This window comes from Ruegeria sp. G7 (assembly GCF_056535465.1).
The window spans coordinates 124,992-144,373 of sequence record NZ_JBQFIL010000001.1 but is presented as its reverse complement, the minus strand read 5'-3'; the positions used below and the strand labels follow the sequence as shown (position 1 = coordinate 144,373).

General features: G+C 63.6%; 18 protein-coding genes, 2 tRNA genes and 1 riboswitch. Of the genes, 3 read left to right on the top strand and 17 right to left on the bottom strand.

Annotated elements, in window-relative coordinates:
* Nucleotides 1-73: 73 nt before the first annotated feature.
* From cobF to cbiE, 6 genes are read right to left on the bottom strand one after another with little or no spacing between them, the layout of a single operon-like run.
* Nucleotides 74-823, bottom strand: coding sequence for a precorrin-6A synthase (deacetylating) (gene cobF / locus ACR3EN_RS00710; RefSeq protein ID WP_480819531.1), 750 nt, complete (start codon nucleotides 821-823; stop codon nucleotides 74-76).
* Nucleotides 816-1,544, bottom strand: coding sequence for a uroporphyrinogen-III C-methyltransferase (cobA, locus tag ACR3EN_RS00705; RefSeq protein WP_480819532.1), 729 nt, complete (start codon nucleotides 1,542-1,544; stop codon nucleotides 816-818). Before cobA ends, cobF begins: the two co-directional genes overlap by 8 nt.
* Entirely contained in the window at nucleotides 1,541-2,863 is a 1,323-nt protein-coding gene (locus ACR3EN_RS00700; protein WP_480819533.1) for a cobyrinic acid a,c-diamide synthase CobB, read from the bottom strand. Before ACR3EN_RS00700 ends, cobA begins: the two co-directional genes overlap by 4 nt.
* The gene (gene cobM / locus ACR3EN_RS00695) at nucleotides 2,850-3,644 is read right to left on the bottom strand and encodes a precorrin-4 C(11)-methyltransferase (protein WP_480819534.1); all 795 of its coding nucleotides are present in this window, start codon (nucleotides 3,642-3,644) and stop codon (nucleotides 2,850-2,852) included. The genes ACR3EN_RS00700 and cobM overlap by 14 nt, the downstream gene beginning before the upstream one ends.
* Nucleotides 3,641-4,009, bottom strand: a complete 369-nt coding sequence (locus ACR3EN_RS00690) for a cobalamin biosynthesis protein (protein ID WP_480820062.1) — start codon at nucleotides 4,007-4,009, stop codon at nucleotides 3,641-3,643. The genes cobM and ACR3EN_RS00690 overlap by 4 nt, the downstream gene beginning before the upstream one ends.
* Complete coding sequence (cbiE, locus tag ACR3EN_RS00685) at nucleotides 4,006-5,205, bottom strand: precorrin-6y C5,15-methyltransferase (decarboxylating) subunit CbiE (RefSeq protein ID WP_480819535.1); 1,200 nt, start codon at nucleotides 5,203-5,205, stop codon at nucleotides 4,006-4,008. The genes ACR3EN_RS00690 and cbiE overlap by 4 nt, the downstream gene beginning before the upstream one ends.
* On the opposite strand from cbiE, the gene ACR3EN_RS00680 reads away from it, so the two are divergent.
* On the top strand, nucleotides 5,204-5,968 hold the full coding sequence (locus ACR3EN_RS00680) for a cobalt-precorrin-6A reductase (protein WP_480819536.1): 765 nt from the start codon (nucleotides 5,204-5,206) through the stop codon (nucleotides 5,966-5,968). The genes cbiE and ACR3EN_RS00680 overlap by 2 nt on opposite strands.
* Here the strand turns inward: ACR3EN_RS00680 and cobJ are convergent.
* From cobJ to ACR3EN_RS00645, 7 genes are read right to left on the bottom strand one after another with little or no spacing between them, the layout of a single operon-like run.
* Nucleotides 5,941-6,693 carry a precorrin-3B C(17)-methyltransferase gene (gene cobJ, locus ACR3EN_RS00675; RefSeq protein WP_480819537.1) on the bottom strand — a complete coding sequence of 251 codons (753 nt, stop codon included), beginning with the start codon at nucleotides 6,691-6,693 and terminating at the stop codon, nucleotides 5,941-5,943. The two genes, ACR3EN_RS00680 and cobJ, sit on opposite strands and share 28 nt — an antisense overlap.
* Nucleotides 6,690-7,418 (bottom strand): precorrin-2 C(20)-methyltransferase, encoded by a 729-nt coding sequence (locus ACR3EN_RS00670; protein ID WP_480819538.1) that lies wholly within the window; start codon nucleotides 7,416-7,418, stop codon nucleotides 6,690-6,692. Before ACR3EN_RS00670 ends, cobJ begins: the two co-directional genes overlap by 4 nt.
* Complete coding sequence (locus ACR3EN_RS00665; protein ID WP_480819539.1) at nucleotides 7,415-8,044, bottom strand: precorrin-8X methylmutase; 630 nt, start codon at nucleotides 8,042-8,044, stop codon at nucleotides 7,415-7,417. The genes ACR3EN_RS00670 and ACR3EN_RS00665 overlap by 4 nt, the downstream gene beginning before the upstream one ends.
* Nucleotides 8,044-9,171, bottom strand: a complete 1,128-nt coding sequence (cobG, locus tag ACR3EN_RS00660) for a precorrin-3B synthase (RefSeq protein WP_480819540.1) — start codon at nucleotides 9,169-9,171, stop codon at nucleotides 8,044-8,046. The genes ACR3EN_RS00665 and cobG overlap by 1 nt, the downstream gene beginning before the upstream one ends.
* A complete protein-coding gene (gene cobN, locus ACR3EN_RS00655; protein ID WP_480819541.1) occupies nucleotides 9,168-12,461 on the bottom strand; it encodes a cobaltochelatase subunit CobN in 3,294 nt (1,097 codons plus the stop codon). Before cobN ends, cobG begins: the two co-directional genes overlap by 4 nt.
* Before the next feature lie 3 nt (nucleotides 12,462-12,464).
* Nucleotides 12,465-13,520, bottom strand: a complete 1,056-nt coding sequence (cobW, locus tag ACR3EN_RS00650; RefSeq protein WP_480528634.1) for a cobalamin biosynthesis protein CobW — start codon at nucleotides 13,518-13,520, stop codon at nucleotides 12,465-12,467.
* On the bottom strand, nucleotides 13,517-13,897 hold the full coding sequence (locus ACR3EN_RS00645; protein ID WP_480819542.1) for a DUF1636 family protein: 381 nt from the start codon (nucleotides 13,895-13,897) through the stop codon (nucleotides 13,517-13,519). Before ACR3EN_RS00645 ends, cobW begins: the two co-directional genes overlap by 4 nt.
* An 82-nt stretch (nucleotides 13,898-13,979) precedes the next feature.
* Nucleotides 13,980-14,182, bottom strand: a riboswitch (cobalamin riboswitch).
* 145 nt (nucleotides 14,183-14,327) lie between these two features.
* Between ACR3EN_RS00645 and ACR3EN_RS00640 the strand changes: the two genes are divergently transcribed.
* Together ACR3EN_RS00640 and ACR3EN_RS00635 are read left to right on the top strand one after the other, a co-directional pair.
* Nucleotides 14,328-15,284: an NAD(P)-dependent oxidoreductase gene (locus tag ACR3EN_RS00640; RefSeq protein WP_480819543.1), complete on the top strand. Its 957-nt coding sequence runs from the start codon at nucleotides 14,328-14,330 to the stop codon at nucleotides 15,282-15,284.
* 113 nt (nucleotides 15,285-15,397) lie between these two features.
* Nucleotides 15,398-16,198: a DeoR/GlpR family DNA-binding transcription regulator gene (locus ACR3EN_RS00635; protein ID WP_480819544.1), complete on the top strand. Its 801-nt coding sequence runs from the start codon at nucleotides 15,398-15,400 to the stop codon at nucleotides 16,196-16,198.
* Nucleotides 16,199-16,234: 36 nt separating this feature from the next.
* Here the strand turns inward: ACR3EN_RS00635 and ACR3EN_RS00630 are convergent.
* From ACR3EN_RS00630 to glpX, 4 genes are all read right to left on the bottom strand, one after another.
* Nucleotides 16,235-16,309 (bottom strand) — tRNA-Glu (locus tag ACR3EN_RS00630).
* Nucleotides 16,310-16,330: 21 nt separating this feature from the next.
* Nucleotides 16,331-16,405 (bottom strand) — tRNA-Glu (locus ACR3EN_RS00625).
* Between the two features lie 109 nt (nucleotides 16,406-16,514).
* On the bottom strand, nucleotides 16,515-18,257 hold the full coding sequence (gene recJ / locus ACR3EN_RS00620) for a single-stranded-DNA-specific exonuclease RecJ (RefSeq protein WP_480870200.1): 1,743 nt from the start codon (nucleotides 18,255-18,257) through the stop codon (nucleotides 16,515-16,517).
* A gap of 91 nt (nucleotides 18,258-18,348) precedes the next feature.
* Nucleotides 18,349-19,332 (bottom strand): class II fructose-bisphosphatase, encoded by a 984-nt coding sequence (glpX, locus tag ACR3EN_RS00615; RefSeq protein ID WP_480819546.1) that lies wholly within the window; start codon nucleotides 19,330-19,332, stop codon nucleotides 18,349-18,351.
* Between the last annotated feature and the right edge of the window lie 50 nt (nucleotides 19,333-19,382).

Genomic DNA, 19,382 nt, shown 5'->3' with positions numbered 1-19,382 from the left:
TCCTTCGGTGGTCATCGAAGTGATGGCAGAAAAGCGATGAAATCGCACTCACAATCGCGTGGGCGGCGGCTGGTCAGCTCTGATCCGGGCGTTTTTTCAGCAGATAGATATCCATGATCCATCCGTGATCGGCGCGCGCACGAGCGCGGGTGTCAAGGATTTGCTGCGCCACCTCGGCCAATGGCCCCTTGACCAGCAGCTCTTCGGCCATACCCACATAAGCCCCCCACCAGATGTCATAGCCGTCCATCTCAAGGCTCTGGAATGAGCATTCACCGTCCAGCATCACGGCCACGGTCGAGGCTGCTTCGGGCCAGCCCTCCTCGCGGATGCGCCGCCCGGTGGTGACCACATAGGGCGCGCCCAGATCGTTGATCGGGATCGCATGCGCCGCCGTCAGCGCCTGCAGCGCGGTAATGCCGGGTATCACTTTGGTTTTCGGCTGTGGGCGCAGCCGCGCCGCGATGCGCAGCGAACTGTCATAAAGCGACGGGTCCCCCCAGATCAGCAGCGCCACATGGTGTGCGTCCGGGTTGGCGGCCATCGCTTCTTGCCAGCGCAGAGCTATGGCGTCGTGCCACGCGTCGACCCCGCGCAGATAGCCGTCATCCGAGCGTCGCTTGGGGATGTCGAAATAGGCGATGCGCGGCGTGGCATCAGAGACCCGAGCGATGATCTGTTCGCGCAACCCGGCCAGATCGGCCTTGTTCTCACCCTTGCGGGGGATCAGGATAAGATCGGCGTTTCGGATCGCCTGTGCGCCCTGAAAGGTCACATGATCCGGGTTGCCGGTACCAATACCGATCAGGCTGAGTTCAATCATCATCGAACTCCGCCAACGGGCCATAGAGTATCAATGCCGGAGCCTTCCCGATCTCGGATTGCAGCTTCTCGGCCAGCGCGCCGATGGTCGACCGGTGCAGCGCCTGTTCGGGGGTCGAAACGGATTCAGCCATCAGCGCCGGGGTGTCCAGCGGCAGACCATGGGCATGCAGGGCTTCGACCAACAGCGGAAAGGTCCGCTTGCCCATGAACACAACCGTGGTTGCCCCGGCATCGGCCAAGGCGGGCAGGTTCAGGTCGGAGGGCAGCTTGCCGCTGATATCATGGCCGGTGACAAACTGCACGCGCCGCGCCGTCAGGCGCCGCGTCAGCGGGATACCAGCCGCCGCAGCGGCCGCGATGGCCGAAGGGATGCCCGGAATGATTTCATATTCGATCCCGGCGGCACGCAGTGCGACCAGCTCTTCCTCGAGGCGGCCGAACATACCGCCATCGCCGGATTTCAACCGCACGACGCGTTGCCCGGTCTGTGCATATTCGACCAACAAACGGCTGACATGATCCTGCTTGGGCGAGGGGCGACCCGCGCGCTTGCCAACGCCGACCAGATCGGCATCGTCGCGCGCATGGGTCAGGATCGGCCCGCTGCTGAGGTCGTCAAAAAGCACTGCATCGGCCTTTTGCATCCGGTCCACCGCCTTCAGCGTCAGCAGTTCCGGGTCGCCGGGGCCTGAACCAATGAATGAGACAAACCCGCTCATGCCGAAGCCTCGGCAATCAGGTGGAAGAACGTGCCAGTCACGTGGCCACGAACGGACCCGGTTTGCGGCCCTTCCGCGCCTTCGGCGTCAAACACACGCGCGAGCGGGGCATCGGGTTGCTCGACAATCGACGAATAGTGGAATTCATGCCCGCGCAAGGCGGTCCCTTCGGCAAACCCGGGCATCTTGGAAAGCAGTTCCGCCCGGCGATAGCCCAGATTGAATTTGCGTTTCTGGTACGACGTTACCAGCCCCAGCAGGCCCGCCATCTCATGTCGCACACCCTCTTTGTCGATCAACGCCTGACCTAGCGCCATGTACCCTCCGCATTCCCCATGCACAGGTTTTGTCTCAGCATGTTTGCGCAGCCCGGCCAAAAACGTTCCCGCAGCGGCCAGCGTGCCCGCGTGCAATTCTGGATAACCACCCGGCAACCACACCAGATCGGCATCCTGTGCAGGGGCCTCATCAGCCAACGGTGAGAACGGCAAGATCTCGGCCCCTGCCGTTCGCCAACCTTCCAGCAAATGCGGATAGGTAAACGAAAACGCCGCATCCCGGGCCAACGCGATCCGTTGCGCCGGAGGACGCGGCAGCGCGGCTGACGATGGCCCCGAGGGGCCTGAGGAGGCCGCCCGTTTGATCGCCTCAATATCCACATGCTCGCGCAGAAACGCGGCGTATCCGGCAATCGCGCTTTCCAGATCGGGATGCTCGACCGCCTGTATCAGCCCCAGATGCCGCTCGGGCAGGGTCAAGTCTCCGCGACGGGGCAACACGCCCAGAACCGGCAGGCCCGCGCGCTCCATGCCCAACCGCGTCAGTCGCTCATGCCGGGGACTGGCGCAGCGGTTCAGGATCACGCCGGCAAAGGGCAGGTCGGGATTGTACATCTTGAACCCCAACGCCGTGGCTGCCGCCGATTGCGCCTGGCCGCCCACATCCAGCACCAGAACCACCGGCCAGCCCATACGCAGCGCGGTTTCGGCGCTGGACCCATGACCCAATTCTCCGGGTTTGGCAACGCCGTCAAACAAGCCCATCGAGCCCTCGGCGACGACAATATCCGCGCCGTCAGCCTGCTCGGAAATCGCGGCCAGTAATGGATCGCCCATCGCCCAACTGTCCAGATTGAACGACGCCCGCCCCGCCGCAGCGCGGTGAAAGGCCGGGTCGATGTAGTCCGGCCCACTCTTGAAAGGTTGGACGGTCAACCCATCCTCGGCCAGCGCGCGCAGAAGGCCCAGCATCACGGTGGTCTTGCCGGTCCCTGAAGAGGGGGCCGAAATCAGAAGGCCGGGGGGGTTAGTCATCACCATGGCTCCAGCTTGACCAAGGGCTATCGGCGCTTTGCGGGCGATAGCGCCGGTCGTAATCCTTGGAATACAAGCAGCTTTCGTCGAACCCTTCGCCTGCCAGCGCCGGGCCGACCATAATCAACGCCGTGCGCGAAATGCTGTCGTCCAAAGCATCCTTCAGCGTCGCCAGCGTTGCGCGGATGATCCGCTCATCCGGCCAGCTGGCGCGGTATACCACGGCCACCGGGCAGTCAGCGCCATAGGCCGGGGTCAGGTCAGCGATCACGCGCTCCAGATTGCCAATCGACAGGTGAATGGCCAGCGTTGCGCCGGTGCGGGCGAAATTTTCAAGCGTTTCGCCTTCTGGCATCGAGGACGCACGTCCCGGTGTGCGGGTCAGCACCACCGATTGCGCCAGCCCCGGCAAGGTCAGTTCGGTGCCCAGCGAAGCCGCAGCCGCGGCAAACGAAGGCACACCGGGGGTCACGCTGACCGGGATGCCCATCTCTTTCAGGCGGCGGATTTGTTCACCCATTGCCGACCAGACGGACAGGTCGCCCGAGTGCAACCGCGCTACGTCCTGACCGGCCTGATGCGCGGCGTCGATCTCGGCCATGATCTGATCCAGATCCATCGGCGCGGTGTTGATGATTTTTGCACCTTCGGGGCAGTGGCCAAGGATTTCCTCGGGCACCAGAGAACCCGCGTACAGGCACACAGGGCAGGATGCGATGATATCGCGCCCGCGCAGGGTCAGCAGGTCGGCAGCGCCGGGTCCGGCGCCGATGAAATGAACGGTCATGATTGTCCTCCGATGGCAATGGCGCAGGTGGCCAGCCGGTCGTCCGAGATATGTCTGGGTGAAAGCAGCCGCGCGCCAATCCCGGCGGCAGCCAATGCGGATGCTTCGGCCACGCTGCCGGTGCCATAGGTCGCCCGGCTGCGGTTCGAGCACGTGAGGGTTCGCTGTCCTGCCAGATCGGATGCGGCAACGAAATGCACTGGCACCGGCAGGTCTTCGGCGAAGGCGACAAGGGCGGGGTGCCCTTCTTTGTCCGCCACGCTCGCCAGCGCCTCGACCTCATGTCCTGCCGATGCGGCGCGGTATGCGGCGCGCAGGCTGTCCGCTGTCGCGGCTGAGGAAAATCCGATCCCGGCAACGATCATAGCGTCACGCTCCACTGCACGACCGGATAGGCCGACTTCCAGCCACGGCGGGGCCCCAGAGGCGCGGACTGTGCCAGTTCGATGCGCAATAGGTCTCCGCCCAGTTCTTCGTGCCAGCTGGCCAGTAAGGCCTCGCTTTCCAGAGTCACCGCATTCGCGACCAACCGTGTTCCGGCGGGCAGGGCATCGCGTAGCCATGCGAGCAGGTTGGCGCTGAGCCCACCTCCGATGAACACGACATCCGGCAAGGGAAGACCAGACAGCGCGTCCGGGGCAGTGCCTTGCACGACGTTCAGGCGGTCTTGTCCCAGAGCGTCGGCATTCCGTCGAATACGCTCGGTGCGGTCCTCGCGCGGTTCAATCGTGGTGGCCGTCAGTGTCGGATCACACATCAGCCATTCGATGCTGATTGATCCGGTGCCGCCGCCGATATCCCAAAGATGCTCACCGCGTTGAGGAGCCAGCGCTGACAGGGTCAGCGCGCGGATCGGACGTTTGGTGATCTGGCCGTCGGTTTCAAATATCTCATCCGGCTTTCCGGACGCCTTGGGCAGCGCGCGTCCCTCGCCCGCCACCTCAAGAGCGACGCAGACCGGGTGATCGAACGTACCCAGCAGCGCCTCGGTCAGCGACACCGAGCGGGCGCGTTCGCGGGGGCCGCCGAGGGCCTCAAGTACATGCAGCCTTGTGTCGGCAAAGCCTGTTTCGGTCAGGTAAGACGCAAGTTCGGCGACTGCCGCGCCGTTGCGCAGCAGAATGATCGCGCGTAGGCCGGATGACAGATGCGGGCGCAGGCGGGTCAGGGGGGCTGTGTGCAACCCGAAGGTTTGCGTGCTTTCCAGTGGCCAGCCCAAGCGCGCAGCGGCTAGCGAGAATGTCGACTGACCGGGCAACGCAGTCCATTCCCCCGCCTCGAAATTCCTTGCAATGACGGATCCCGCACCAAACCAGAACGGATCGCCCGAGGCCAGAACTACAGTCGCCCGCCCGCGCTGCTGTTGTAACAGCGGCAAACCGTCCGAGAAGGGCACCGGCCATGCTATTCGCTCGGCCTTGTTTTCGGGCACCAGCGACAGGTGGCGGGGCGGGCCCATGATGACCTCGGCCCGGTCCAGCACTTGACGGCTGGCAGGCGACAGGCCATCAAGCCCATCTTCGCCCAACCCCAGAACGGTCAACCACGGAGCGTCAGCCATGCCAAACCTCCTGATCTCCAATGTGCTTGTTCTGGGCGGCACGACCGAGGCGAACGCGCTGGCCAAAACCCTTGCCGAACAGGGCGTTACGGCGGTCTATTCCTATGCGGGACGTGTGGAGAACCCGCGTCCGCAGCCGCTGCCGACCCGCGTCGGCGGGTTCGGAGGCCCGCAGGGTCTGGTCCGCTATATCTGCGAAAACAGGATCACCCATGTGGTTGATGCCACCCATCCCTTTGCGGCGCAGATGAGCCGGAATGCGATTGAGGCCTGCCGTGAAACGCGCACCCCGCTGGCTGCCCTGACGCGGGCGGCGTGGACCGCAAGGCCCGGCGATGCGTGGCGGCATGTTCCAGATATCGCTGCTGCGGTTCAGGCACTGTCCGGCGACCCTCAGCGCGTGTTTCTTGCCGTGGGGCGCATGCATCTTGAAGACTTCGCCATCCAGCCTCAGCATCACTACCTGCTGCGGCTGGTGGATGAACCCGACGCCTTGCCACTGCCGCATGCAGATGTGGTCGTGGCCCGAGGCCCCTTCACCGAGGCCGATGACCGCGCGCTGATGCAGCGCCACGACACGCAGCTGGTTGTGTCCAAGAACGCAGGCGGCACCGGCGCGCGCGCCAAGCTGGACGCGGCGCGGGCGTTGGGCCTGCCGGTGCTTATGATCGACCGTCCGGTTCTGCCGCAGCGGACCGAAGTGACGAGTGTCGCGCAGGTTCTGGACTGGTTGAATCATTCCGGTGTGAACCTCGGCGTGTAGACGATAGGCGCGCCGTCGCGTTCAATCAGCCGGGTGCGGGACGATCCCAGGATGACCACGGTCTGCATGTCTGCCATGTCCGGAGTGGCCTCGGACAGGGTCGAAATACGGATCGCCTCATCCGCGCGTGAGACGGCGCGGGCGAACAGGATCAGACGCTCAGGCTCGCATTCGTCACGCAGGATTTCCAGTGTCTTTACAAACCCTTCTGGGCGGGACTTCGAGCGAGGGTTGTAGAAGGCCATCGAGAAATCTGCTTGCGCCGCCAGCCGCAGCCGTTTTTCAATCAGCGACCATGGCTTTAGGTTATCGCTGAGGTTGATCGCGCAGAAATCATGCCCCATCGGAGCGCCAACACGGGCGGATGCCGCCAGCATCGCGGTGATGCCCGGCAGAACGTCGATCTGAAGATCACGCCATTCGGTGGGGCCGTTCTCCAGCGCCTCGAACACTGCCGCCGCCATCGCAAACACGCCCGGATCACCCGAGGAGACGACGACCACCCGTTTGCCCTCGGCGGCCATCTGCAACGCGTGTTCAGACCGGTCAATCTCAACCCGGTTGTCACTGGCATGCAGCGTCAGCCCTTCGCGCTCGGCCACGCGGGCGACATAGGGAATGTAGCCGACCACATCGGTCGCCTCGGCCAGTGCCGCCGTGACTTCGGGTGTCACAAGTGCCTCATCGCCCGGCCCAAGCCCCGCGATCTTCACCCAGCCGCTCATGGCCGCCGCCCTTGCCCGTGGACGATGATGATCGAGAAATAGGGGGTGACCTTGTCGCAGGCCTCGGACAGTTTGGTCACTGTCTGGTTGGGCATTTGCGCGAATTCCACGATCCAAGCGCGATCATACAGGCCTGCGGTTTTCAGCGCCCGTTTAACCTTTTCGATATTGCGCCCGATCTTCATCACAACCAAAGCGTCGGTCTGCGCCATCCGCTCGGCCAGAGTATCCTCGGGCAGAGTTCCGACCAGCACCGTCAGCACGTCATCGCCCCAGGTGATGGGGTCTCCAGTGGCTGTCCATGCGCCCGACATGCCGGTGATGGCGGGGATCACATCAACATCAGCTTCGTCTCGTAGTCGGTTGTAAAGATGCATGAAAGAACCGTAGAAAAACGGATCACCCTCGCACAGAACCACGACGTCCTCGCCTTGCTCGGCGAGTGACTTCAGATGCGCCGCGCAGTCCTTGTAGAAGGTCGAAAGCAGTTCATTGTAGCGCGGATCGGTCACAGGGATTTCCGTTGTCACGGGGTATTCCATCGGAAATTCCACCGCACCCTCGGGGATCATTCCGTTGACGATCTTGCGTGCCTGACCGCTGCGCCCCGGCTTGCGAAAGAACGCCACATGCCGCGCGTTGCGCAGCAGCCGGTCGGCCCGGACGCTCATCAGGTCGGGGTCGCCTGGGCCCAGACCTACGCCATATATCGTTCCCATCTTCATTCGGCCCGGCTCGCGATCGCGTTGATGGCGGCGACGGTGATGGCGCTGCCGCCCAGACGGCCCTTGACGATGCAGCACGGCACCGGTTGCGCGGCCCACAGAGCATCCTTCGATTCCACCGCGCCGACAAAGCCCACCGGGCAGCCGATGATGGCGGCCGGGCGCGGGCAGTCGGGATCTTCCAGCATATTCAACAGGTGGAACAGGGCGGTGGGGGCGTTTCCGATTGCAACTACAGCGCCCTGCAGGTGCGGACGCCACAGCTCCAACGCGGCAGCAGAACGGGTGTTGCTCATCTCGGCAGCCAGGGGGCGCACACGTTCGTCATGCAGGGTGCAGATCACCTCATTCTCGGAGGGCAGGCGAAAGCGGGTGACGCCCTCGCTGACCATGCGCGCATCACACAGGATCGGCGCTCCACCTTCCAACGCGGTGCGGGCGGCCTGCACAAAACCGGGTGAGAAATGCACGAACTCTTCCAGCCCGACCATCCCGGCGGCGTGGATCATGCGGACGGCAACCTGCTCTTCATCAGTATCAAACCGGGCCAGATCGGCCTCGGACCGGATGGTGGCAAAGCTTTCCTTATAGATCGCCGCGCCATCGGTTTCGTAAGTATAGGGCATCAGGTGAAGTCCATGGTCATGAGTGTTTCTTCGGTCAGGCCGGTCTGGCAGGGCTCATCCCCTGCGCGGCCCTGTTTGACAAGATCAAATCGTCCATCATGGCCGACCAGAGTGATATCGGCAGCCCCCATGCGCGCGCATCCCTTGGCGCAGCCCGAGACGTGCAACGTGCCGGGGACGCGCGGGGCTAGCGCACGGGCGATGTCGCGGGTCGCCATATGCGCCTGCGGGCAGAACGGTGCGCCGGGGCAGGCGTCGGTGGTCATAAGCGGGTCGGTGCCGTCCGTAACAAAGGCCGGGGCAGGTTTCGCCGCCCCGCCTTCCAGCAGAATTAGCCGCCACGGGGTGACACGCAGGGCAGTCGCCCCACTTTTCTCAATCAACCGGGCAAGCTCACGCGCAGGCAATTGCCCGAACGCCGCGCCGTAAAGTGTCCCTTGTGCGCAACAGCCGGGTTCAAGTGCGGCTCCAACCGGACCGGGCGCGGTGCCTTGCCATTCTGGCGGTAGACCAAGTGCGGCGACGGTCCGTGCCATGCGGCGGGTCTCGGGGGTGTAGTTTTTAGCGAACCATCCGGCCAGCGCGATCAGTCGATCGATGGCTTCAGCCTCCGAGACTTGTCGTCCTGTCTCGACCCCGTCAGCGCGCAGAATCAGGCCATCCGGGCTGGCTTCCAGTCGAATATCCGCCGAATCCGCTGCAAGCAGCCGCTCGGGTCCGGTGTCCACCGCAAACCCGAATTTGGCGGGCAGGGAAGGCAATTCCGACAGGCGGTCAATCAGTTCCTGCGTCAGTCGCGTAGTCAGGTCGTCTGTTTCATAAAGCGGCGAGACCAGAATGTTGCGCCGTACCTCAATGCCGGGTTCGGCGTCCAGCAAGTCCAGCGCGGACAGTTCGGCCAGTAGTGGCTGATGATCCGCCTCGGCCACCCCGCGCAGTTGCAGGTTGGCGCGGTTGGTCAGATCGATGGTGCCATTGCCGAATTGTTCGGCCAGTTCGCACAAGCCCAAGGCCTGCACGGCGTTCAATCGCGCCAGTCGCGGACGAACACGCACCACGAGGCCGTCGCCCGACATCATCGGACGGTGCGCGCCGGGGCACCACCCCTGAACGATGGGGCCGCTCATCCCAGCCCCTCCAGATTGGCGCGGATCGAATTCCGGCGGGTGTCCCACAGACCCGCCTCCAGCAGCGCGCGGAACCGGTCCTGCATGGCCTGATGCGCTTGCGGATTGGATTCCTGCAAAAACGCATCCACCTCGGCATCGCCCAGCGTGGCATCGTGGTAGAGGTCAAACAGATGCGGCGCGACGGTGCCCGACAGATGCGCGAAGGAGGCCATGTGATCCAGCGTCGCGGCGATCTCGGCAGCCCCTCGGAAGCCATGCCGCTGCATCCCGGCGATCCAGCCGGGATTGGCGGCGCGGGCATGGACGACGCGGCTGATCTCTTCGGGCAAAGTGCGGGCGCGTGGGTTTTCGGGGTTGGTATTGTCCAAGTGGTAAAGCTGCGCGGTTCCGCCGGTGATCTTCTTGGCGGCAGCGAACCCGGCCTCATGCGTGGCATAGTCATTGGCCAGCAATAGGTCGGTCTCGGTCAGGTCCTGCAGGTGGACAAAGCTGTCGGCATTGGCGACGCGCTGGGTGATGCCGTCTTTGTCCTGCGCGATATGCTCGCCTTCCAGCGCAAAGGAACTCGCGTTGAGCCATGCTTCACCCGCCTGTGCCCGCGCCTCGTCGGTATAGGTTTCGGACAGGTGGGTCATGTTCAGACCATAGCTGCCGGGGGCCGGGCCATAGACGCGGGCCGCCGGTTCCTGACCGGCATAGGGGTTCCAGTCCGGGGCCTCATCCCGAGCGGACAGGGCGCGAATGGCTTGACCATAGAGCGTCGAGAGCGTCGGGAATACGTCGCGGAACAGGCCCGAGACCCGCAGAGTCACGTCCAGACGCGGGCGGCTAAGGTCGGTGATCGGCAGTACCTCGATGCCCGAAACCCGCTCGGAGCCCTTGTCCCAGACCGGTTTCACGCCCAGCAGGTGCAGCGCCATGGCAAACTCTTCCCCCGCGGTGCGCATGGTGGCCGAGCCCCAGAGATCGACGATCAGACCTTTGGGATAGTCGCCTTCCTCCTGCAAATGCCGCCGCACCAGTTCCTCGGCCAGTTTCACGCCTTGGGTATAGGCCGCGCGGGTCGGGACCGAGCGCGGGTCGGTGGTGTAGAGGTTTCGCCCTGTCGGCAGCACGTCCGAACGCCCGCGATAAGGAGAGCCGGATGGACCAGCCTCGATCCGTTTTCCGGCCAGCGCGTCGATAAGACCCTGCCTTTCGGCATGGGCCGACGGCGCGGGGTCGAAATTGCCAGCCACTTCGGGGACGCGACCAAAGATGTGCAGCCCGTCGCCGAACTGGCTTTCCTTGATGTCACAGACGAAGCGGTCGATGCGGGTGATCGCCTCGGCGGTGCAGGTGGCCTGATCTAGCCCCAGATCGCTTTCCAGCCCAATGGCCTGCGCCTCGTCACGGATGTCTTCTTGCAGCCGGTCGCGGCGCTTGGGGTCGAGCCCATCGGCGTTTGAGAACTCATCCAGCAGCGATTCCAGACGCACCATCCGGTCGGGCGTACCGCTTTCTTTCAACGCGGGGGGGATATGGCCCAGTGTGACGGCTCCGATCCGGCGTTTGGCCTGCGCGGCTTCGCCGGGATCGTTGACGATGAAAGGGTAGATCACCGGTAGGTCGCGGATCAAAGCCTCGGGCCAGCAATCCGCGGACAAAGCGACCGATTTGCCCGGCAGCCATTCCAGCGTGCCATGGGCGCCGATATGGATCAGCGTATCGGCTTTAAGGCTTTTGCGCAGCCACAGGTAAAACGCGACATAGCTGTGGCGCGGGGTGCGAGACAGGTCGTGGTAGTCGTCATCGCGCAGCTCGGGTGTACCGCGCTCCGGCTGCAGAGCGATCAGAGCCTTGCCACGGCGCAGGGCGGTGAAATGGAATGCGCCGTCTGAGAATACCGGGTCATCTTCGGCGTTGCCCCAGACGGTTTGCAGGTCTGCGTGCAGGTTTTCAGGCAATTCGGCCAGCGCGGTCAGATAATCCGCCAGAGGCCATGAAATCCGCGCATCCAGCAGCGTCTCAGCAATCGGCTCAGCAGGCGCGGTGTCATAGCCTTCGTCTTGCAGATCGGCCAGCATCGCCTCGGCCGAGGCCAGTGCGTCCAGACCCACCGCATGAGCCATCTGCCAGTTTTTGCCGGGATAGGTGGACAGCACCAGCGCCGGAACCTGATCTGCTTTGGGTCTGTCCACCAGATTCAGCCAGCCGGTGACGCGGTCGATGATCGACTCGATCCGTTCGGGTTCGGCCCGGTGGGCAAAGCGGGAATATTCCAGATGCGGGTCGCGTTTGCCGGGTTCCTTGAAGGACGCAATGCCTGCCGAAATCCGCCCGTCCACCTCGGGCAGCACCACATGCATGGCAAGGTCGGCGGGGGACAGGCCGCGTTCCGCCTCGGCCCAGGCTTTGCGGCGCGAAGTGGCAAGGGCGACCTGGAACACCGGTACATTGGCAGCGTCCAGAGGGGATGTGCCCGACGCGCCTTTCCCCGAAAAGGAGGTTGCGTTGATGATCGCCGAGGGGGTCAGCGCCACGACCTGTTCGCGTAGCCAATCGGCGGCTGCGGGCGCTTTCAACGAGGGGGCGAACAGGCCCAAGGCCTCATACCCCCGCGCGCGCAGGCTGCGTATCAAGGCTGCGACCGGGGCGGTGTCGGCAGAGGTCAGATAGGCGCGGTAGAACGTCACGAGGATGCGTTTGGCATCGCCGGAGAACGCTGTGTCCACCGGGATCACACCGCGATCCGGGCACCAGGCGCCGCATTCGGGGATCGTTTTGGCCCCCATTACCGGCCCGGCATAGAGACCCGCCGCCAGCGCCATTTGCGCCAGCGCTGCTTGTGCCGCGACTTCACCGCCTGTGTCGCAGAGATGTGCCAAACGGCGGAGGGTCGAGACAGGCAAGGTGGAATAGTCGTCCAGCCGCGTGTCTTCGCGCCCATCGGCAGGCAGGACGGCCAGGGCAATTCCTTTGGCCTGCGCAAGCGCCAGAACCTGCTGCAGCCCGTAGGCCCAATAGGGCACCCCGCCGATCAGGCGGATCAGGATGCCCTTCGCGCCCTCCAATGTCTGTTCGACATAGGTGTCGACGGACAGGGGGTGTTTCAGCGCCGTCAGATTGGCCAGCCGCAGGGTCGGCATGCGCCCATCGGGACCGCCGCCACGATGCCAGCCTGCCGCGAAAGCGCCGAGGTCGCTGTCGGAAAAGGACAGCACCACCAGATCCGCCGGGCTCTGGCCCAGATCGGTCGGGGTCTCGGTTTCTTCGAGCCCGTGGCTTTCGCGGAAGACGACGTGCATGGCTTACTCGGCGGCCTCGGCCACACCCACGAGGATGTCGCGGATTTCGGCTTCCTTGATGTCGTCATGCTCGGCAATGACCACAAGGCGCGAGCGGCGGTCTTCGCCGGGCTCCCAAGGACGGTCGTACTGATGACGTACACGCGCACCCACGGCCTGTACCAACAGGCGCATCGGTTTGCCCTGAACGGCGGCATAGCCTTTGACGCGCAGGATGTTCAGTTCCTTGGCCAGACGTTCGATCTTGGCAACCAGATCCAGCGGGTCAGACTGTTCCGGCAACTCGACGATGATGCTTTCGAAATCGTCATGCTCATGATCGTGGTGGCCGTCGTGATGCGAGGGACGTGCGTCCATGTCATCCTCGGCGGCGGCTTCAAGACCCAGCACGACGCGGACGTCAACGGCACCTTCGGCGACCTCAACCACGGGCAACGGGCGCGGGGCTTCGGCGGCGATAATCTCGCGTGCCTTGGCGACACCTTCGGGACCGGCCAGATCGGGCTTGGTCAGCAGGATGATATCGGCGCAGGAAATCTGATCCTCGAACACTTCGGACAGGGGCGTTTCGTGGTCAATCGAGTCATCGGCCATGCGCTGGGCGTCCACCGCCTCGACATTGGGCGCGAAGCGACCTGCGGCCACGGCTTCGGCATCGGCCAGAGCGATCACGCCATCGACGGTGATTTTCGAACGGATATCGGGCCAGTCGAAGGCTTTCAGCAGCGGTTTGGGCAGGGCGAGGCCAGAGGTTTCAATCAGGATGTGATCGGGGCGCGGCTCCAGCGCCATCAGGGCCTCGATCGTGGGGATGAAATCGTCGGCCACGGTGCAGCAGATGCAACCGTTCGCCAGTTCCATGATGTTTTCCGCCGGGCAATCGGGGATGGCGCAGGATTTCAGGATGTCGCCATCGACGCCCACATCTCCGAATTCGTTGACCACAACAGCCAGACGCTTGCCCTGCGGGTTCTGCATCAGATGGCGCACCAGCGTCGTCTTCCCCGAACCCAGAAAGCCGGTGATCACGGTGACGGGGAGTTTTTCGAGATTGCTCATTTCAGGGCTCCAATCGGGGGAATGCGGGCCGCACAGTTTTTGCGGAAATGTTCAGGGCGTTCGCGCCATTTGACCAGACCGTCCTCGGTCGCGAGGTACTTGGTGGCGCCGTCAACGATCACGTCGACATGGTCGGTTTCGTTCAGGTGTTCGTACACGAAGGTCCAACGATCCGGTCCGCCACGCAGGACGATGGAACAACCCTCGTCACAGTTCGACAGGCATTCGACGGCTTTCAGGGTGATCCCGTCGGGCAGGTCGGCCTGTTCCAGAGCCTTGTGCAACAAGGTGCCGGGGCGTTGCGCATCGTCCTCGACGGGCAGCCCGCGACGGCAGGTGGTACAAACCAGCAATTCGACCGGAGCGGTCTCGGTCATGTCTCTCATCCCCCAAATCCTCTTCGTGGGGGACGGGGTTTCATGCGGGTCCATTGACCCGACACCGGAACACCCCGTCCGGTTTCATCTTCGGGCGCTGGCAGGTCTCCCGGCTTGCGGATGTCAGAGGCGTCCTCTGTCGGATGTCCCGCCTTCCCGGCATTCGCCAGTGGCTTGGGCACCCTCTCCGGTCACGGTCGCGGGGGCGGCTGCGTTTGACGGATGATCCGCTGACGCATTCCCTTTTCATCTGCTGTCGCAGACACCAACGAAAGGGACATGCGGCAGGGTTGCCCCGCTTGTCAAGCGCAACACGCTGATCCGTGATCACGCGGGTAAAAAGCGACCTGTCCGGGTCGCTGGGCGGCATGATCCGGTTGGGCCGACATGCTGGCATGGTTTGCAAAACGCGAACAGGAGGATGCGGCGCATGAAAGTAGGGTTTATCGGGCTGGGCAATGTGGGGGGCAAGCTGTCAGGATCGCTGCTGCGCAACGGGATTGATCTGACGGTGCATGATCTGAACCCCGATCTGGTGGCCGCGTTTGTCACGCAGTGGGCCAAAGCGGCTGAAAGCCCGGCCCAACTGATGCGCGATTGCGATGCGGTGATCACCTGCCTGCCGTCGCCCGCCGCCTCGGATGCGGTGATGCAAGAGATGCTGCCCGAGGTCACTCCCGGCAAAATCTGGATGGAAATGTCGACCACCGACGAAGCCGAGGTCAAACGCCTTGGCGCGATGGTGATCGAGCGGGGCGGGGCTGCGGTGGATTGCCCGGTTTCAGGCGGCTGCCATCGGGCCGCGACGGGCAATATCTCGATCTTCGCGGGCTGTGATCGCGAGACGTTCGAGCGTATCCTTCCCTTCCTGACGACCATGGGGCGACGCATCCTGCATACGGGCGAACTGGGCTCGGCGTCGGTGCTGAAAGTGCTGACCAATTATCTGGCCACTGCCAACCTGATCACCTGCGCCGAGGCTTTGGTGACCGCAAAGGCCGCCGGGATGGACCTTGGCACCACCTATGAGGCGATCAAGATTTCCTCGGGGACATCCTTTGTGCATGAGACGGAAAGTCAGGTCATCCTGAACGGCTCGCGCGATATTTCGTTCACCATGGATCTGGTGAGAAAGGATATCGGCCTGTTTCAGGAGGTCGCCGACCGCGCCGGAGTGCCGCTTGAGATCAACCCGTTGATGATCAAGATTTTCGAAGACGGGATCGCGCGCTATGGCGAGCGCGAGCTGTCGCCGAATATCATCAAACGGCTTGAGGACGCGACGGGGCTTGAAATTCAGGCCCCGGGCTTCCCGCCCGAGATGCAGGACGATGAACCCGAAGAACCGGGCTATGAGGTCGTCCCCCAGAACCGCAGGGTATCATAGACACGTTTGCATCAGGCGCGACCGGTCTGCGGGCTGCAGCACGTGTTTCGGGTTGATTGCCGAGTGGTTTTTGTGCCTTTGTCTGGGCGAATTTGGGAAATACGGAGCGTCCAGTGAAAACCCGCACCCCGCACACCCATCGTGAGCTGGAGCTGCTTGATGTCCTCAGACGTCTTGGCGGCACGGCCCGGAACTCGGAACTGGCCAAGACGCTCGGCGTGTCCGAGGAGACCGTGCGGCGCACGATCAAGTCGCTGGCGTCTTCGGGGGCCGTCGAACGGGTGCATGGTGGTGCCTATCTGGCAGGCACACAAGGCGATCCCAGCTTCTTCCACCGCATTGCGCAGCATTCCGAGGAAAAGCGATTGATTGCCGGGCATGTGGCGGGCCTGATCCGGGACGGTATGACCGTGTTTCTGGATGTCGGATCTACCACCGCCTACGTCGCCGAGGAGTTGCGTCAGTCTGGCAATCTCACCGTCGTGACCAACTCGATCGGGGTCGGGCAGACGCTTGCCGGGACGCCGGGCAACCGTGTGCACCTGCTGGGTGGCGAACTGCAAAGCGATGAGCGCGGCGCTTTCGGCCATGTCACGCATCGGCAGGTGCAGCGCTATGCCTTCGATGTGGCCGTGCTCAGCATCGATGCGATCTCGGCGCGGCGGGGGTTCCTGTACCACAGCTCGGTCGAGGCTGATCTGGCAAGCGTTGTGGCGGGGAATGCGGATCGGCTGCTGGTGGCGGCGGCGCATTTCAAGTTTGGTGAAACCGCGCCATACGTTGGTCCCGAACCGCGCATGATCGATCAGCTTGTCACCGATCAGGCACCCGGCGGAGACGTCGCCAACGCATTGAATCAATGGGGTATTGAGGTCCAGATCGCGGTTGCAAGCGGGGTGCAGGCCGCAGGCTGACGTGGGTGTGTTCGTTGAGGCTGATCTTTGGAAAAATGGCAGCCCGTAGGGGAATCGAACCCCTCTTTCCAGGTTGAAAACCTGGCGTCCTAACCGATAGACGAACGGGCCATTTGGTTCAAACAAGCAAAATGGCAGCCCGTAGGGGAATCGAACCCCTCTTTCCAGGTTGAAAACCTGGCGTCCTAACCGATAGACGAACGGGCCACGCTGGCTTGTGGAGGGCCTTTTACGGTTTACCTTCCCCCCCCGCAAGACGAAAAACGCAAGGCTGCGCAACTTTTTTGGCCGCCTCCGCAGGGCTTTGAAACGGGTATCAGACGGCCTCTGCGGCATCCTCCAACCGCAGCTGCACGCTCTGCCGACCGCCCCAGGAATTCACCTCAAGCCGGCCCGCAAAATGGAAACGCGCCCCGCCGTGATTGGACAAACGATCCCCCAGCGGGCCATCGAAGGCCCCAAATGCGATGGCGTCCAGCCCGCCGGACATGCCATCCGACAGCGAGAGTTTCAGATGGGTCTCGCCCACGCGTTTGGCAAAGCGCACCTGCAGATCGGGCAGGGCATAGCGGGGGGCAGGGGCTCCGGCTCCGAAGGGACCCGCCTTTTCGATCTGTTCGATCAGGTGAACCGTCGCGGCCCCCGACATCAGAGCGCCGTCCAGTTTCAGATCGGCGGGGCCGCTTTGCCCTGCACCCTGTTTGGCAAGCAGTTCCGATAGCCGCGCCATCGCGGGCTCCAATTGATCACGCATTACGGTGAGTCCCGCCGCCATCTTGTGACCGCCGCCCTTGACCAGCAGCCCCTCGGCCGCCAGACGCTGGATCGAGGCACCCAGATCAACACCCGAGACCGAACGGCCCGAGCCCTTGCCCTCATCCCCATCAAACCCGATCACGATGGCGGGGCGGTTTGCGGTCTCTTTCAAGCGTGAGGCAACGATGCCCACGACGCCCGGATGCCAACCATCGCCTGCGGCCCAGACAAGTGGCGCGTCCAGCCCACGGTCTTCGGCCTGCGCTAGCGCGGCTGCGCGCACCGTGTTCTCGATCTCTCGCCGCTCCGCGTTTAGCGCGTCCAGCCGCTCGGACAAAGCTTCGGCCTCGGTCGCCGAGTCGGTGCTCAACAGCCGCGCGCCCAGATCGGCCTGACCAATGCGCCCGCCTGCATTCACGCGCGGTCCCAGCAGGAACCCCAGATGATAGCTGTTGGGCGCGGTATCCATACGCGCCACATCCGACAGCGCCACCAGCCCCGGCCTTTGCCTTTGGGCCATCACCTTCAGACCCTGCCGAACCAGCGCCCTGTTGGCCTCGATCAGAGGCGCGACATCAGCCACCGTGGCCAGAGCCACCAGATCAAGCATCGCCATCAGGTCCGGCCCCTTGGCCCCGGCCTCGCGCAGCTGGCGCCCGGCCTCGACCAGCATCAGAAACACCACCGCAGCGGCACAGAGATAGCCCAGATCGCCGCTTTCATCCTGCCGGTTCGGGTTCACCACGGCCACGCAATCCGGCAGGGTCTCCCCGCCCAGATGGTGATCCAGCACGATCACATCCGCACCCTTGGCCGCCGCGATAGGTTCGTGGCTCAGCGTTCCGCAATCCACGCAGATGATCAGATCATGACTTGCCGCCAGCTCCTGCATGGCGGGCACATTGGGCCCATAGCCCTCGTCAATCCGATCCGGCACATAGAGCGTTGCAGCAATCCCCATCTGGCGCAGCCAAACCAGCAACAGCGCCGCCGAAGACCCGCCATCCACGTCATAATCCGCAAACACCGCAATCTTCTGACGCTTACGCACGGCCTCCAGAAACCGGGCCGCAGCAGCTTCCATATCCTTCATTGCGCGGGGGTCAGGCAGCAGTTCTTTCAGCTTGGGCTCCAGAAATCCCGCGGCCTCCATGGCGGGAACCCCGCGTCGGGCCAGAACCTGGCACAGCGCGCGCGGCAGATCGGTCTGCTGCGCCATCATTTCGGCCGCGCGCTCGACCTCGATTCCCGGTCCAACCCAGCGCCGCCCGCTCAATGATTGCTCAACACCCAGAAACGCCACATCTCACCTCATGCACCAAGGCCGGACCCTTCAGGACCCGGCCTCTTCATCTTTTCACAAATACTCTCGCCGAAGGCAGCGGCGCAAGCCGCTATGCGTCGGTATGCGACCACATCGGCGTGCGGTAGGACATGCGCCGGACCGAGCCTGTCTTGGACCGCATCAACAGCGTCGTCGTCTCGACCCAGCCCGGTTCCCGCTTGATGCGCGGCAGCAGCGACCCGCCCGTCACGCCAGTGGCGGCAAAGATCACATCGGCTGTCACCATCTCATCCCGCGCGTACACGCGGTCCAGATCGGTGATACCTGCCTTGGCAGCACGCCCCCGTTCGTCGTCGTTGCGGAACAACAGCCGGCCAAAGATCTGGCCACCCATGCATTTCAGAGCCGCCGCCGCAAGAACACCCTCAGGCGCGCCGCCCTGACCCATATACATATCGATACCGGTCACTTCGCTTTCGGCGCAATGCATGACACCGGCCACGTCTCCATCGGTGATCAGACGGATCGAGGCACCGGTCTCGCGCACCTCGGCGATCATCGCCTCGTGGCGCGGACGTTCCAGAATGCAGACGGTGATATCGGCAGGTTCGCAGCCTTTGGCCTGGGCCAGCGCCTCGACGCGTTCGCGCGGGGTCATGTCCAGATTGACCACGTTCTCGGGGTAACCCGGACCAACCGCCAACTTGTCCATATAGACATCCGGCGCATGCAGCATCGAGCCGCGCGGGCCCATGGCAATCACGGTCAGCGCGTTGGGCATGTCCTTGGCGGTCAGGGTGGTGCCTTCCAGCGGATCCAGTGCGATATCCACGCCGGGGCCGTTGCCGGTACCGACCTCTTCACCGATATAAAGCATCGGTGCTTCGTCACGCTCGCCTTCGCCGATGACAACAACGCCCGCGATGTCCAGCAGGTTCAGCTGTTCGCGCATGGCGTTCACCGCAGCCTGATCAGCTGCCTTTTCGTCGCCCCGCCCAACCAGAGAGGCCGAGGCCAGTGCGGCCTGTTCTGCAACCCTTGCCAGCCCCAGCGACAGCAGGCGGTCGTTAAAATCGATCTTGGCAGCACTCATATGTTCGTATCCTCAGGTCAACAAAGCCGTTTCTTCCGGCATAGCTTGCG

Excerpts from the sequence above, each read along its gene's own strand:
- cobF (WP_480819531.1), bottom strand. The coding sequence starts at position 823 with ATGATTGAACTCAGCCTGATCGGTATTGGTACCGGCAACCCGGATCAT.
- cobA (WP_480819532.1), bottom strand. The coding sequence starts at position 1,544 with ATGAGCGGGTTTGTCTCATTCATTGGTTCAGGCCCCGGCGACCCGGAA.
- ACR3EN_RS00700 (WP_480819533.1), bottom strand. The coding sequence starts at position 2,863 with ATGGTGATGACTAACCCCCCCGGCCTTCTGATTTCGGCCCCCTCTTCA.
- cobM (WP_480819534.1), bottom strand. The coding sequence starts at position 3,644 with ATGACCGTTCATTTCATCGGCGCCGGACCCGGCGCTGCCGACCTGCTG.
- ACR3EN_RS00690 (WP_480820062.1), bottom strand. The coding sequence starts at position 4,009 with ATGATCGTTGCCGGGATCGGATTTTCCTCAGCCGCGACAGCGGACAGC.
- ACR3EN_RS00680 (WP_480819536.1), top strand. The coding sequence starts at position 5,204 with ATGCCAAACCTCCTGATCTCCAATGTGCTTGTTCTGGGCGGCACGACC.
- cbiE (WP_480819535.1), bottom strand. The coding sequence starts at position 5,205 with ATGGCTGACGCTCCGTGGTTGACCGTTCTGGGGTTGGGCGAAGATGGG.
- cobJ (WP_480819537.1), bottom strand. The coding sequence starts at position 6,693 with ATGAGCGGCTGGGTGAAGATCGCGGGGCTTGGGCCGGGCGATGAGGCA.
- ACR3EN_RS00670 (WP_480819538.1), bottom strand. The coding sequence starts at position 7,418 with ATGAAGATGGGAACGATATATGGCGTAGGTCTGGGCCCAGGCGACCCC.
- ACR3EN_RS00665 (WP_480819539.1), bottom strand. The coding sequence starts at position 8,044 with ATGCCCTATACTTACGAAACCGATGGCGCGGCGATCTATAAGGAAAGC.
- cobG (WP_480819540.1), bottom strand. The coding sequence starts at position 9,171 with ATGAGCGGCCCCATCGTTCAGGGGTGGTGCCCCGGCGCGCACCGTCCG.
- cobN (WP_480819541.1), bottom strand. The coding sequence starts at position 12,461 with ATGCACGTCGTCTTCCGCGAAAGCCACGGGCTCGAAGAAACCGAGACC.
- cobW (WP_480528634.1), bottom strand. The coding sequence starts at position 13,520 with ATGAGCAATCTCGAAAAACTCCCCGTCACCGTGATCACCGGCTTTCTG.
- ACR3EN_RS00645 (WP_480819542.1), bottom strand. The coding sequence starts at position 13,897 with ATGACCGAGACCGCTCCGGTCGAATTGCTGGTTTGTACCACCTGCCGT.
- ACR3EN_RS00640 (WP_480819543.1), top strand. The coding sequence starts at position 14,328 with ATGAAAGTAGGGTTTATCGGGCTGGGCAATGTGGGGGGCAAGCTGTCA.
- glpX (WP_480819546.1), bottom strand. The coding sequence starts at position 19,332 with ATGAGTGCTGCCAAGATCGATTTTAACGACCGCCTGCTGTCGCTGGGG.